This is a genomic window from Sphingomonas sp. S1-29, assembly GCF_026167545.1.
Taxonomy (GTDB): domain Bacteria; phylum Pseudomonadota; class Alphaproteobacteria; order Sphingomonadales; family Sphingomonadaceae; genus Sphingomonas.
In genome coordinates this window covers 1,578,605-1,591,034 of sequence record NZ_CP110678.1, presented here as the reverse complement: position 1 = coordinate 1,591,034, position 12,430 = coordinate 1,578,605, and the positions used below count along the sequence as shown (strand labels likewise).

The window sequence follows — 12,430 nt, the reverse complement described above, 5'->3', positions numbered from 1 at the left end:
GGCTGGTGGAGCTGAGGGGAATCGAACCCCTGACCTCTGCAGTGCGATTGCAGCGCTCTCCCGTCTGAGCTACAGCCCCGCCGTTGATCGCTTTAGCCGCGGCCCAATCGCTACGCAACGATCCTTGCCCCTCTTTTTGCGCTGTTTTGCAGGTGATTGCGCCTGGCTGCGGCTGGCGCGCGCCGGGTCGCCGGAACCGATACGGCGCCGAAATCGTCTAGAGCGCAGGACGCATGGCGGGCGCCATGGCTTCCCTTCACCGGAATCCCAGGAGGATCTTTCGATGGGCTATGAACGCGATTCACGCGGCAACGACCGCTTCGGCGGGTATCGAGACCGCGACGACGGCCAGCGCGGCGATTATCCCGCGCGCGACCGCGACCCCTATGGCAACCGCGATTATTATGGCGGCAACCGCGACGATCACCGCCCCGACAGCCGCTACGCCCAGCAGGGTCAGGGGCAGCAAGGCCAGGGCCCGCAGGGCTACGGCCGGCCGCATTATGGCGCGCACCGCGACGAGGATCGCGGCCAATCGGGCTATGGTCGATCGACCCACAGCGCCGATCGCAATCGTTTCGCCGATCCCGAGCGCGGCAATTTCGATCGCCACCAGCCGCATGGCCGCGGCTTTTCGGGGCAGCCGCAGGGCTATGACTATGACGATCGCGGCTTCATCGATCGCGCGGGCGACGAGGTCCGCTCGTGGTTCGGCGATGACGAGGCCGAGCGCCGCCGCGAAATGGATCGTCGCCATGACGAGCGCTACGGCGCCGACCGCGGCTTTGGCCGCGACGAACATTATGACAGCTGGCGCCGCAAGCAGGTCGCCGATCTCGACCGCGACTATGACGAATATCGCCGCGAGAATGCGCACAAGTTCGAAAGCGAATTCGCCAGCTTCCGCACCGAACGCCAGACGCAGCGCGCCGCGCTTTCGCAGGTCAAGGAGCATATGGAAGTCGTCGGGTCCGACGATGGCCATGTCGGCACCGTCGACAAGGTGCGCGGCGATCGCATCATCCTGACCAAGACCGATCAGGATGCCGGTGGGCGGCACCATTCGATCCCGTCGCGCTGGATCGAAAGCATCGGCGACAAGCTGAAGATCCGCAAGACCGCCGACGAGGCGCAGGCGTTGTGGCGCGACGAGGAAGCCAATCAAGCGTTCTTCAAGGACAATGACGGCGAACGCCCGAACCGCGCGGCGGACTCGCCCGCCCAGCCGGGCGCAGCCGATCGCTTCCCCAATGATCGCCTGTCGTCCGAACGCAGCCCGACCGACCGGGCGGGCGATACCGGCGCCGGCAATCCCACCCGCAGCTACTGATCGCTGCGACATCACGGTGAAAGGGCTCGGGCGGCGACGCCCGGGCCTTTTTCTTGCGCGGCATTTCCCGTAGCAAGGTGCAACTGATCATAACGAGGAGAAAGACATGGCCCGCGCCTGGCACCTGGAACGCCGCCCCGATGGCATGCCGACCGCCGACGATTTCGCGCTGCGCGACATCCCCGCCGCCGCGCTCGCCGATGGCCAGGTGCGCGTGCGCAACCTTTGGTTGTCGGTCGATCCCTATATGCGCGGGCGGATGAACGACGCCAAAAGCTATGCCGCGCCCTTCGCGCTCGGCGAGCCGATGGGCGGCGGTGCGGTCGGCGAGGTGATCGAGAGCCGCAGCGACGCGCTCGTGGTGGGCGACCGGGTGCTCCACATGGGCGGCTGGCGCGACGAGGCGGTGCTGCCCGCGCGCGAAGCGCAGAAATTGCCCGCGATCGATGCGCCGGCACAGGCGTTTCTCGGCCAGCTCGGCATGCCCGGCATGACCGCCTATTTCGGGCTGCTCCACGTCGCCGAAGCCAAGCCCGGCGAGACGGTGTTCGTCTCTGCCGCCGCCGGCGCGGTCGGGTCGACGGTGGTGCAGATCGCCAAGGCCAAGGGCATGACGGTCATCGGATCGGCGGGCGGGGCCGCCAAATGCGATTGGGTGCGCTCGCTCGGCGCCGATCAGGTCATCGACTACAAGGGTGAGGGCAGCGTGGTGCGCCAGCTCTCCGCCGCCGCGCCCGACGGCATCGACGTCTATTTCGACAATGTCGGCGGCGACCATCTCGACGCCGCCTTCGCGACCGCGCGGCAGGGGGCGCGGTTCGCGATTTGCGGGATGATCGACATCTATAATTCGGGCGCGCCGACCCAGCTTCGCTACATCGCGCGGACGATCGCCGCGCGAATCCGGATGCAGGGGTTCCTGGTCAGCGACTGGATGGGCCAGGCGCCCGCCTTCTACGCCGACATGGCGACATGGATGGCCGAGGGTAAGCTCCAGCGGCAGGAGACGGTGGTCGAAGGGCTCGAACACATGCCCGAGGCGTTCCTCGGCCTCTTCTCGGGCCGCAATACCGGCAAGATGCTCGTGAAGCTGTAGGCGGCTCGAGCGGACCGGGGGGCGAGCCTTGCCCCTTGGTCCGTATCGCGGTCGGCGGTCGCTGCGCGCAGGTTTCGGGCAAGCCCTGGGAGCCGTATCGATGAAGATCCGTGATCGCGCCGAATATGCCAGCAAGCCCCGGCCGCTGACCACCACGCCCGACCAGTTGGTGGTCGATGCGGCGCAGGCGATGTCGGCGAAGAACTACGGCTCGATCATCGTCGTCGATCCCGACACCCGCGTGATCGGGATGATGACCGAGCGCGACATCCTGCGCCGCGTCGTCGCCGAACGCCGCGACCCCATGACGACTCGCGTCGGCGAGGTGATGACCACCGAATTGCGGCTCGCCCGCGCCGACGACGATCTGGTCGGCTGGCTGCGGATCATGTCGAACGAACGCTTTCGCCGGCTGCCGATCGTCGATGCCGATGATCGGCTGGTCGCGGTGATGACGCAGGGCGATTTCGTGTCCTACACCTGGCCCGAACTGCTCGGCCAGGCCAAGAACATGGCCAAGGCGACCTTCGGCCCCGACCTCAGCATGGCGTTCATGGTCATCGGCCTGCTGATCTACACCGTCGCGATCATCATTGCGGTCGCGATCTTCGCCACCTGATCGCGGCTTTGCCAGGGGGGGCGGATCGCCTAGACGAGGACATGGCTTCGCCCCCCGACACCGCCACCATCTGGCCCGCCGCGACTTTGGTCGTCATGCGCGATACCGGCGATGCGGCCCCCGAAATCCTGTTCGTCGAGCGCGCCAAGGCGATGACCTTCGCCGGCGGCGCGATCGTGTTCCCCGGTGGCCGCGTCGACGATGCCGATCGCGCCGCCGCGCTCGCGCTGGCGGCGGGCGATATCGACGAGGCAGCGGCACGGATCGCCGCGATTCGCGAGACGATCGAGGAAGCCGGGCTGGCGATCGGGCTGGCCGACCCGATCGACGTCGAATCGGCGCGCGCCAGGCTCTATGCCGGCGAGACGATGGGGCAGGTGATCGGCCTCGATCGCCTCGACCTCGACGCGTTGGTGCCCTTCGCGCGCTGGCGCCCGCAGGGGGTGTCGCACAAGATTTTCGATACCCGCTTCTATCTCGCGCAAGCGCCCGCCGATGCCGCGCCCGCGGTGGTCGACGGCAACGAGAACAGCCGGCTGTTCTGGGCGAGCGCGCAGCACGTGCTCGACGAAACCGCGGCGGGGCGGATGCGGATCATCTTCCCCACCCGGCGCAACCTCGAGCGGCTGGCGCTTTTTTCCAGCTTCGCAGCGGCGGTCGACGATGCGCGCCGCTATCCGGTGCGGACGATCGTCCCCTGGATCGAATGCCGCGACGGTATCGACCAGCTCTGCATTCCCGAAGACCTCGGCTATCCGGTCACCAGCGAAGCGCTCGACGGCGCACTGCGCGCGTGATCGCGGTCCGCAGGATCATCGGGTCGGTGGTGATCGCCGCGATCCTGCTGGCGATCGCCTTCGCGCTGTTCGCCTTCGTCCGCAGCCGGCCGCAGGACATGCCCTGGACCGAGCTCGACCTCGGCCAGCCGGTGGGGGTGTTCACCCGCGGCAAGCTGGTGGCGCTGCGCGAGGATGTTGCCATTTGTCGCGGGCTGCTCGATCGCGCGGGGATCGAATATACTGCGCTTGCGCCGGTGAGCGCGGGCCAATGCGGCTATAGCGACGGCATCCGCTTCACCGCCGGCGGCGCGCGCCGGATCGACTTCGCGCCGTCGAACCTGGGGGTGTCATGCCCCGTCGCCGCGGCGCTGGCGATGTGGGAGTGGAACGTCGTCCAACCCGCCGCGCAGCGGCACTTCGGCAGCCGCGTGACCCGGATCGACCATCTCGGCAGCTATAGTTGCCGCCGGCTCTATGGCCGCGACGAGGGCGATTTCAGCGAGCATGCCACCGCCAACGCGGTCGATATCGCGGGCTTCCGCACCGCCCAAGGCGACCGGATCAGCGTATTGAACGACTGGGACGACAGCGCGGCGAAAGGCGCCTTCCTGCGCGAGGTACGCGACGGCGGCTGCGATCTGTTCGCCACCGTCCTGTCGCCCGACTACAACGCCGCGCACCGCGACCATTTCCACTTCGACCAGGCGAATCGCAGCGCCGGCTGGGGCGCCTGCCGCTGATCCCCTCCCGCCTGCGCGGAAGGGGAGGGCGGTTCAGTTGGGCAATGCCGCGGTGTCGACCTTCTCGACCCACGCCGGATAGAAACGCGGCTGGCGGTTCGACCAGCCCGAGGCGGTCGCCGCGGCTTCGCTGATCGACTGGAGCAGGCCGCGCCGTAATTCGGGATGCAATGTCGGCAGCGCCGCCGCCGCACAGAATGCCGCGGGCAGCCACGGCCGGACATCGGCGCCGATCAGCCGCTCGTACAGGAAGCGATAGGCAGCGAAGGTCGTCAGCCGCCCCTGCGCCAGGTCGAACGCCGACACGCTCACCAGCGGCGCCATGAACGGCTCGACCGCTTCGAGCCCGCTATCGTCGGGCACCAAAGCCCGAACCTCGGGGAGCCGGTCATAGACCCGCGTCTGCGCGCGAATGCCCGCGGCCTCGACCACGTCGCGCGACCAGCGCGCCATCGCGTCCTGCCGATCGAGCCCGACATCGAGCGAGCGCCGGACATAACGCTGGGTCGCCGCGCTGAAGCCAGCGAACTCTTTCATCTCGGCCAGCGCCATCGCGCCTTCGGCCGGTTTCATCTTCGAACCCATCGCCTACTCCCACCGCTCGTTTTGCACGGTTCACCGTAGGGCCGTCAGGTTAACCAAAAGCTGAACCCTACGTTATTCCGTGTTCAGACAAAGGACCATGGATGGTGGTGCAATGCAACAATCTATGCGATCAGCCGCACGCGCTGTTCGCAAAAGACGCACGGCGTATTGTTTTTGCAACATTCGGGCATCAGCTGCCCGACAGGCGCACCCCGTTGGCGATGATCCAGCCGCTGGTGCATGGCCCATCATAGCCGCGTGCGCGCTCGATCCGCCCGCGCACGCCGCAATCGGCATCGGGATCGGACAGCGGCGGAACGACGACCCCCAGCCAGCGCTGGTCGAGCGTCCGCGTGCAGACATACATGCCGATGCCCGTTCCCAACCCGACGACGCTTTTGGCCTCGGCAAAGGGCGCTTCGCGCAGCGTCAGCGTCGTCGCGCCGGGCTCGACATTGGTGACGGTGGCGCGCGACTGGCAGGCCGGAAAGCCGGGGCCGCCTTCGCCGATCCGCACCGGCCGGAGCCCCGGCTGCAGCTCGGTTGCAGCTGAGCTGGGGGCGGCGATGTTCGATTCTGCCGAATCCACCGATTCTACCGCGGCGAAGTTGCAGGCCGCCAGCGGCAGCCCGATGACGAGGGGAAATAAGCGCATAGCGCCGTGTAGAGGCTTATCGGCGGCAAAGCGAGCGCGGCAAAAATGGTTCCGGGCGTTCGTCGCTCCCGATCAACGCCTCGTCCGATCGACCGGCCGACGGGCTATCGCGCCACCTGAAGCCCTGCTTAACAGGCTCCACAAGTTCACAGGGCCTTGGGGGGCTTCATGCAAATCGGTCGTCTGGCAGCGCGTTTCGCGCTGACGCTAAGCTGTTGCCTGCTCACGGCTACCCCGGCACTCGCCCAGTTCTGGCAGTGCGTGCCTTATGCCCGCAAGGTTTCGGGCATCGAAATCCGCGGCAACGCGCACACCTGGTGGGACCAGGCCAAGGGTCGCTACGAACGCGGCACCACTCCCAAGGAAGGCGCCGTCCTGTCGATGGCCTCGACCCGCCGCATGCCGCTCGGCCATGTCGCCACCGTATCGCGCGTCGTCAGCGACCGCGAAGTGTTGCTCACCCACGCCAATTGGTCGCGCCGCGGCGGGATCGAAACCGATGTCCGCGCGATCGACGTGTCGGCAGCGGGCGACTGGAGCTCGGTGCGCGTCTGGTACGGCCCGATCGGTGGCCTTGGCACCAGCGCCAACCCCGCCAACGGCTTCATTTACCGCGACGGCGAACCCGCCGCCGCCCCGACCGCAATCGACGCCCCGGTCCTGATCGCGACGAGCGCGACGGTATCGATGGACAAGGCGGTTTCGGTAGACTGAGCCTCCTCTTCCCTCTCCCGCGAGCGGGAGAGGGTTGCGAAGACTTGGTTCGCGTTCTTCACGCGGACCTAGTCGAAGCTGGGTGAGGGTGCCGCGGTCGCCCTCGCGACCGCGCGGCGCAAAGCGCCGCACCACCCTCATCCAACCTACGCTAGCCAGCAAGCTGGCAAGCTCCGCTATCCTTCTCCCGCCAGCGGGAGAAGGAGCTCCCCGCCTCAAACCGCGCTGAACACCATCGCATCACCATTCATGCAATAGCGCTTCCCCGTCGGCGCCGGGCCGTCGTCGAACACATGCCCCAGATGCCCGCCGCAGCGCCGGCACACCACTTCGGTCCGCACCATGCCGAGCATCTTGTCGGTGCGCAGCGCGATCGCGTTGGGGCGCGGGGCGTAAAAGCTCGGCCAGCCCGTACCGCTCTCGAACTTGGTGCTCGACACGAACAACGGCAGCTTGCACCCCGCGCACGCATAGACGCCCTTGCGCTTCTCGGCGTTGAGCGGCGAGGAATAGGGCCGCTCGGTCCCCTGCTCGCGCAGGATCGCATATTGCGCGGGCGACAGCCGCTTCTTCCACTGGGCATCGCTCAGCGTCAGCGGATAGCGCTGCGCGGGTTCGGTCTGCGCGGGCGAACAGCCGAGCGTCACGGCAACGCTGCCGACACCGGCAATCGTCAGGAATCGGCGGCGATCGGTCTGCATCGAAAATCCTCTGGCTTGGCGCTCCTGATGTAGGTTCGCACGCGCGATCCGAAAGGTTGCACCCTCAATAGCGGCTGAGCTCGACCGGCAGCCGCCGATAGCCATGGACGAAGCACCCCGCGATCCGCTCGGGCGCGCCCTGCACGTTCACGCGCAGCCGGCGCTTGGCCATTACCTCGATCAGGATGCTGATCTGCAGTTCGGCGAGCCGCGCACCGACACAGCGGTGGATGCCATGGCCGAACGCCAAATGCCGCCGCGCGTTGGGCCGCTCGACGCGGATCGAATCGGCGTCCTCGAACATGCTCTCGTCGCGATTGGCCGAGACATACCAGAGCGCCAATTTGTCGCCCGCCCGGATCCGGTGCCCGCGCAATTCGGTATCGGCGGTGGCGGTGCGGCGCATATGGCTGAGCGGGGTCTGCCAGCGGATCAGCTCCTGCGTGGCGTTCGCCGCCAGCCCCGGATCGGTCTCGAGCTTGGCGCGCTCGTCGGGGAACTGGTCCAGCCCCCAGGCATAGGCGCTCATCGAATTGCGCGTCGTGTCGTTGCCGCCGACGATCAGCAGGATCAGATTGCCCAGATATTCATGCTGGCTCATCTCGGCCATCGCGTCCGAATGGATCATCATCGAAATCAGGTCGGGGGTCTTTTCCTTGCCCACCTTGGCATTCCATAACTCGGTGAAATAGCCCGCGCATTCGAACAAATGCACCAGCCGCTGCTGGCGCAGTTCGGGGGTCTTGATCAGCTCGATATCGCCCGCCCAATCGGACCAGAAAGTGAGCTTGCGCCGCTCTTTCCAGGGAAAGTCGAACAGGATCGCCAGCATCTGCGTCGATAGTTCGATCGACACCTTGTCGACCCAGTCGAAGCTTTCGCCCACCGGCATCGAGTCGAGCAGCTCGCCGGTCCGCTGGCGGATCGTCGCGTTCAGCCGCGCCATTTCGCTGGGGGTGAAGGCGGGCGCGACGGTGCGCCGCTGGCCGGTATGTTTGGGCCGGTCCATCGCGATGAACATCGGCATCTTGACGTCGACCCCCTCCTGAAAGTCGGCGAGCGTGATCCCGCCAGCGTGCGACGAATAGAGTTCGGGCAGCGATTCGACCTCGACCAGCGGCTTGTAGCTGGCGACCGACCAATAAGCGCCGAAATCCGAATGCTCGGTGTAGTGGATGCCGCCCTTGGCGCGCAGCTCGGCGAACGGCGCGTGCCAGCTGTCGTCGCGATAGAGTTCCGCCCGGCTGACGTCGAGCGGATCGACCGCGCGCGCGGGTGCCTCGGGTGCCAACGTCGCCATCCTCGCCTCTCCTTATGTAGGAGCAGAATGCCGCAACTAACATCAGTGTCAATATGCAACCATTCCTCACCCGTCAGGGGGAGGGGGACCGCCGCGAAGCGGTGGTGGAGGGGCTCGCCCCCCGGTGCTACCGCCCCACCAGCGAGGCCCAGCGGAACTTCGGCCCCGCCGATTGCAGCACCCCGCGCCGGAAGAACCGCGCCCCAACCGATACGGTGATCGCCACCCACAGCAATTGCCACGCCACCGCCAGTACATGCGGCCATAGTTCGGGCGAATTGGCCGCCTTGGCGCCCATTGCGAAGGGCGAACTGAAGGGGAAGACCTCGGCGAAGGTCGCAAGCACGCTGTCGGGCTTCGCGGCGGCGGCCTGCGATAGCGCGAACATCCCGACCTGGAAGATCGTGATCGGCAGCGATAGCATCTGGATCTCGCGCGGGGTCGATGCCTGCGCGCCGATCCCCAGGAATACCGCGCCCAGCAGCATGTACGCCATCGTGAAATAGACGATGAACAGCAGCACGAACATCGGCAGCCCCACCGCCGGCCCGGTGGCGGCGAACGCGCGCGCGAATTCTGGCGGCAGCAGCGACCCGACGTTGAAGACGATCGTCCCCCAGAAGGCGAGGAACAGCAGCGCCACCCCGAACATCCCCAGCAGCTTGCCCAGGAACACGCTTTCGAGCGGTACCGCGGCGGCGAGGATCTCGATCACCTTGTTCGACCGCTCCTCCGCCATCGTCCCCACCGCCTGGCCCGCGAGCAGCAGCGTCAGGAAGAACAGCCCGAACACCGTGAAGAACGCTGCCTGGCCCTGGCCGCCGATCGAAACCGTCTCGCGCGTTACCTGGCGCTTGGTCGCGATGCTGCGCGGCGCGAGCGCATTCGCATCGGTCCGGAGCGTCTGTTCGGCCAGCTCGGCGAGGTAGCTCGCGGTCCGCGCGCCTTGCGGCCCGTACACGATCGTCGGTCGGTCGAGCGAACCGTACAGCACCGCCGACACATCGACATCGCTCGAATCGAGCGCCGCGCGCGCCTGTGCAGGCAGGTCGCGCGACGGGGTGTCGATCCGCAGCGGCGGCGGCGCGTCGCTTTCGCGGAACACCGTGCGCAGGCGCTTGTCGATCGCGGTCATCCGCGCGCCGGTCGCTGAATCGGCGATCGCGACGATCCGCACCGTCTTGTCACGGCTTTCGGCCATCGTCGCGGCACCCAGCCCGCCGATCGCGCCGAAGCCCAGCATGATCAGCGGCGCGAGCAGGAACAGCAGGAAGGTGGGGGTGAACACCGTCGCGGTGAAATCGCGCCGCGCGATCGTCATCGTCTGGCGGATCAGCCTTGTGGTGTTGCTCATATCACCTGCTCCGCCGCTTCGCGCCCGACGATCTTGACGAAGGCGTCGTGCAGCCGTGGCCGCTCGATCGACAGCCCCGAAATGCCGTGCCCGGCGTCGATCAGCCGCACCAGCAACGCCTCCATCCCCTCGTCGGGAACGGTGAAGCGCCAGCCGCCATCGGCGCGCTCGGCATCGGCGGGCAGCAACGCGCGGACGCCTTCATGCTCGAAATGCGGCACATAATGCGCCTTCAGCGGCAGCAGCGCGCGCGCGTCGGCGACGGTGCCCTCGAACCGCGCCTTGCCCCCCGCGATGATCGTCAGCCGGTCGCACAGCCGCTCCGCATGCGCCATGACGTGGGTCGAAAACAGGATCGTCGCGCCGCGGTCGCGCTGCGCCAGGATCAGCGCCTCGAGCCGCTCCTGGTTGACCGGGTCGAGCCCCGAAAAGGGTTCGTCGAGCACCAGGAATTTTGGCTCATGCACCACCGATCCCAGCAGCTGGACCAGCTGCGCCATCCCCTTCGACAATTTGCGGATCTTCTCGTCGGTCGCATGGCCGAGCCCCGCGGCTTCCATCAGCGTCACCGCGCGCCGCCGCCCTTCGGCCCAGTCGAGCCCGCGCAGCGCGCCCATGAAGGCGATCGCGTCCTTGGCGCGCATCCCCGGATACAGGCCGCGCTCCTCGGGTAGATAGCCGACGATGTCGCTCGCGTCGCGCGGGCGGTCATGCCCCATCAGCGTGCGCGTGCCCTCATCGGGTTCGATGATCCCCAGCAGCATCCGCAGGGTCGTGGTCTTGCCCGCGCCATTGGGGCCGAGCACGCCATAGATCGACCCCATCGGCACCGCGATATCGACCCCGTCGACGACGCGCCGGTCGCCGAACCGCTTGACCAGCCCGCTGGCCGACAGCGCGAGTTGTTGTTGCTCCACCCCACACCCCAATCCGTTCGGTTCGAGCGAGGTCGAGAACCATCCCCGCGTCTCCCACCCGCTTGCCAACGGGGAGGGGAGTGCCCTTGAACGCTTTGCGTGGTAGCGGGCGAGCGTGCCCGAACACAAGCCTCTCGAAGACCGTATCCGCGCCAAGGCCGCCGAGTTGGGCTTCGTCGCGTGCGGCATCGCCGCGGCCGACAGCGCGCCGCGCACCGGCGAACGGCTGCGGCAATGGCTGCACGACGGGATGCACGGCGACATGATCTGGATGGAGGCGCGCGCGCATCACCGCGAAAGCCCTGCCGGCCTGTGGCCCGCGGTACGCTCGGTGATCGCGCTCGGCATGAGCTACGCCCCCGCCGCCGATCCGCTCGCGCTTGCCGACGCGGGCGATGTCGGGCGCATCTCGGTCTACGCCCAAGGCGCCGACTATCACGACGTCGTCAAGCGCGCGCTCAAGGCGCTCGGCCGCTGGCTCGCGCAGGAGGCGGGCTGCGACCTCAAGGTGTTCGTCGATACCGCGCCGGTGATGGAAAAGCCGCTGTCGGAGGCGGCGGGGCTCGGCTGGCAGGGCAAGCACACCAATCTGGTCAGCCGCGCGCATGGCAGCTGGCTGTTCCTGGGGGCGATCTACACCACGCTCGATCTCGCGCCCGATACCCCCGGGCGCGACGCGTGCGGGTCGTGCGACGCCTGCCAGCGCGCGTGCCCCACCGATGCGTTCCCGCAGCCCTATCGGCTCGATGCGCGGCGCTGTATCTCGTATCTCACGATCGAACATGCCGGGGCGATCCCGCACGAATTCCGCAAGGGCATCGGCAACCGCATCTATGGCTGCGACGATTGCCTGGCGGTGTGCCCCTGGAACAAGTTCGCCGCCACCGCCGCGCGCAACCTCGCCTTCGCCCCGCGCGCCGAGCTGACCGTACCAATGCTCGCCGACCTGCTGGCGCTCGACGATGCGGGCTTCCGCCAGGTGTTTGCGGGCTCGCCGATCAAGCGGATCGGCCGCAACCGGATGATACGAAACTGCCTGATCGCGGCAGGGAACAGCGGTGACACGGCGCTGTTGCCGGCGGTTGAGGTATTGTTAGGTGATCCCGACCCCGTGGTAGCCGAAGCAGCCGGGTGGGCGCACGATCAACTAACCTTCTCCCCTCCCTGAAAGGGAGGGGCCGGGGGTGGGTCGAGTGTTCACGATACGACCGCCCAAGGCGCCGTCGGGTACCGTACCCCAGGACCCGACCCACCCCCAACCCCTCCCTTCCAGGGAGGGGAGCAATTCACCCCAGCGTCAACGCGCGCGCGGTGCTGCTCGCAAGCGGTTCGTCGAAGCGGCAGCCCATCACCCCCGCCTCGCACCACACCACCGTCGCCGCAACCGGCATCGCCCCGGTGAAGCGCAACCACAGCCGGTCCCCCGGCGTCTGCGCGTCCTCGACCAGGATGCGGCAGCCATAGATTGACAGGTCCTTCAGCTCGGCATCGACGGCTTCCTCGCCGTGGCGGCGTACCGTCGCGCGGGTGACGACGACGCGGTGTCGCGGGGCGCTGCGCCCTTCGAACAGTGCGGGATCGACTTGCCGATATCTCGTCGCACGCGTTGCCATCTGTTTTCCTTCCGCGTCAGCGATGGC

Annotated in this window: 14 protein-coding genes and 1 tRNA gene; 7 read left to right on the top strand and 8 right to left on the bottom strand. The window is 67.5% G+C overall.

The window, feature by feature from the left end:
• Positions 1 to 3: 3 nt before the first annotated feature.
• Positions 4 to 79 (bottom strand) — tRNA-Ala (locus OKW76_RS07535).
• A gap of 204 nt (positions 80 to 283) precedes the next feature.
• On the opposite strand from OKW76_RS07535, the gene OKW76_RS07530 reads away from it, so the two are divergent.
• From OKW76_RS07530 to OKW76_RS07510, 5 genes are all read left to right on the top strand, one after another.
• Positions 284 to 1,330 (top strand): DUF2171 domain-containing protein, encoded by a 1,047-nt coding sequence (locus OKW76_RS07530; protein ID WP_265552531.1) that lies wholly within the window; start codon positions 284 to 286, stop codon positions 1,328 to 1,330.
• Between the two features lie 106 nt (positions 1,331 to 1,436).
• Complete coding sequence (locus tag OKW76_RS07525) at positions 1,437 to 2,426, top strand: NADP-dependent oxidoreductase (RefSeq protein ID WP_265552528.1); 990 nt, start codon at positions 1,437 to 1,439, stop codon at positions 2,424 to 2,426.
• A gap of 100 nt (positions 2,427 to 2,526) precedes the next feature.
• Positions 2,527 to 3,045, top strand: a complete 519-nt coding sequence (locus OKW76_RS07520) for a cyclic nucleotide-binding/CBS domain-containing protein (RefSeq protein WP_265552526.1) — start codon at positions 2,527 to 2,529, stop codon at positions 3,043 to 3,045.
• Positions 3,046 to 3,086: 41 nt separating this feature from the next.
• The gene (locus OKW76_RS07515) at positions 3,087 to 3,842 is read left to right on the top strand and encodes an NUDIX domain-containing protein (RefSeq protein ID WP_265552524.1); all 756 of its coding nucleotides are present in this window, start codon (positions 3,087 to 3,089) and stop codon (positions 3,840 to 3,842) included.
• The gene (locus tag OKW76_RS07510) at positions 3,839 to 4,564 is read left to right on the top strand and encodes an extensin family protein (RefSeq protein ID WP_265552522.1); all 726 of its coding nucleotides are present in this window, start codon (positions 3,839 to 3,841) and stop codon (positions 4,562 to 4,564) included. The genes OKW76_RS07515 and OKW76_RS07510 overlap by 4 nt, the downstream gene beginning before the upstream one ends.
• A 33-nt stretch (positions 4,565 to 4,597) precedes the next feature.
• On the opposite strand, the gene OKW76_RS07505 is transcribed toward OKW76_RS07510, so the two are convergent.
• Together OKW76_RS07505 and OKW76_RS07500 are read right to left on the bottom strand one after the other, a co-directional pair.
• Positions 4,598 to 5,149, bottom strand: coding sequence for a hypothetical protein (locus tag OKW76_RS07505; protein ID WP_265552520.1), 552 nt, complete (start codon positions 5,147 to 5,149; stop codon positions 4,598 to 4,600).
• Positions 5,150 to 5,339: 190 nt separating this feature from the next.
• Positions 5,340 to 5,804, bottom strand: a complete 465-nt coding sequence (locus OKW76_RS07500) for a hypothetical protein (protein ID WP_265552518.1) — start codon at positions 5,802 to 5,804, stop codon at positions 5,340 to 5,342.
• Positions 5,805 to 5,972: 168 nt separating this feature from the next.
• Here OKW76_RS07500 and OKW76_RS07495 point away from each other — a divergent pair, with 168 nt between their 5' ends.
• Positions 5,973 to 6,518, top strand: coding sequence for a CHAP domain-containing protein (locus OKW76_RS07495; RefSeq protein ID WP_265552517.1), 546 nt, complete (start codon positions 5,973 to 5,975; stop codon positions 6,516 to 6,518).
• Positions 6,519 to 6,733: 215 nt separating this feature from the next.
• On the opposite strand, the gene msrB is transcribed toward OKW76_RS07495, so the two are convergent.
• The 4 genes from msrB to OKW76_RS07475 form a co-directional block, all read right to left on the bottom strand.
• A complete protein-coding gene (msrB, locus tag OKW76_RS07490; protein ID WP_265552515.1) occupies positions 6,734 to 7,219 on the bottom strand; it encodes a peptide-methionine (R)-S-oxide reductase MsrB in 486 nt (161 codons plus the stop codon).
• Between the two features lie 64 nt (positions 7,220 to 7,283).
• Entirely contained in the window at positions 7,284 to 8,519 is a 1,236-nt protein-coding gene (locus OKW76_RS07485; RefSeq protein ID WP_265552513.1) for a cytochrome P450, read from the bottom strand.
• A 127-nt stretch (positions 8,520 to 8,646) separates the two neighbouring features.
• Positions 8,647 to 9,873: an ABC transporter permease gene (locus OKW76_RS07480; protein WP_265552511.1), complete on the bottom strand. Its 1,227-nt coding sequence runs from the start codon at positions 9,871 to 9,873 to the stop codon at positions 8,647 to 8,649.
• Positions 9,870 to 10,790 (bottom strand): ABC transporter ATP-binding protein, encoded by a 921-nt coding sequence (locus OKW76_RS07475; RefSeq protein WP_265552508.1) that lies wholly within the window; start codon positions 10,788 to 10,790, stop codon positions 9,870 to 9,872. The genes OKW76_RS07480 and OKW76_RS07475 overlap by 4 nt, the downstream gene beginning before the upstream one ends.
• Positions 10,791 to 10,905: 115 nt before the next feature.
• Here OKW76_RS07475 and queG point away from each other — a divergent pair, with 115 nt between their 5' ends.
• A complete protein-coding gene (gene queG, locus OKW76_RS07470; protein WP_265552506.1) occupies positions 10,906 to 11,958 on the top strand; it encodes a tRNA epoxyqueuosine(34) reductase QueG in 1,053 nt (350 codons plus the stop codon).
• A gap of 118 nt (positions 11,959 to 12,076) precedes the next feature.
• Here queG and OKW76_RS07465 read toward each other — a convergent pair whose 3' ends face one another.
• Positions 12,077 to 12,403, bottom strand: a complete 327-nt coding sequence (locus OKW76_RS07465) for a PilZ domain-containing protein (protein ID WP_256505022.1) — start codon at positions 12,401 to 12,403, stop codon at positions 12,077 to 12,079.
• Positions 12,404 to 12,430 lie beyond the last annotated feature (27 nt).

Bases quoted from the DNA above. Each gene is read 5' to 3' on its own strand.
- msrB (WP_265552515.1), bottom strand. From the start codon at position 7,219: ATGCAGACCGATCGCCGCCGATTCCTGACGATTGCCGGTGTCGGCAGC.
- OKW76_RS07465 (WP_256505022.1), bottom strand. From the start codon at position 12,403: ATGGCAACGCGTGCGACGAGATATCGGCAAGTCGATCCCGCACTGTTC.
- OKW76_RS07515 (WP_265552524.1), top strand. From the start codon at position 3,087: ATGGCTTCGCCCCCCGACACCGCCACCATCTGGCCCGCCGCGACTTTG.
- OKW76_RS07495 (WP_265552517.1), top strand. From the start codon at position 5,973: ATGCAAATCGGTCGTCTGGCAGCGCGTTTCGCGCTGACGCTAAGCTGT.
- OKW76_RS07485 (WP_265552513.1), bottom strand. From the start codon at position 8,519: ATGGCGACGTTGGCACCCGAGGCACCCGCGCGCGCGGTCGATCCGCTC.
- OKW76_RS07505 (WP_265552520.1), bottom strand. From the start codon at position 5,149: ATGGGTTCGAAGATGAAACCGGCCGAAGGCGCGATGGCGCTGGCCGAG.
- OKW76_RS07480 (WP_265552511.1), bottom strand. From the start codon at position 9,873: ATGAGCAACACCACAAGGCTGATCCGCCAGACGATGACGATCGCGCGG.
- OKW76_RS07530 (WP_265552531.1), top strand. From the start codon at position 284: ATGGGCTATGAACGCGATTCACGCGGCAACGACCGCTTCGGCGGGTAT.
- OKW76_RS07500 (WP_265552518.1), bottom strand. From the start codon at position 5,804: ATGCGCTTATTTCCCCTCGTCATCGGGCTGCCGCTGGCGGCCTGCAAC.
- OKW76_RS07525 (WP_265552528.1), top strand. From the start codon at position 1,437: ATGGCCCGCGCCTGGCACCTGGAACGCCGCCCCGATGGCATGCCGACC.
- OKW76_RS07520 (WP_265552526.1), top strand. From the start codon at position 2,527: ATGAAGATCCGTGATCGCGCCGAATATGCCAGCAAGCCCCGGCCGCTG.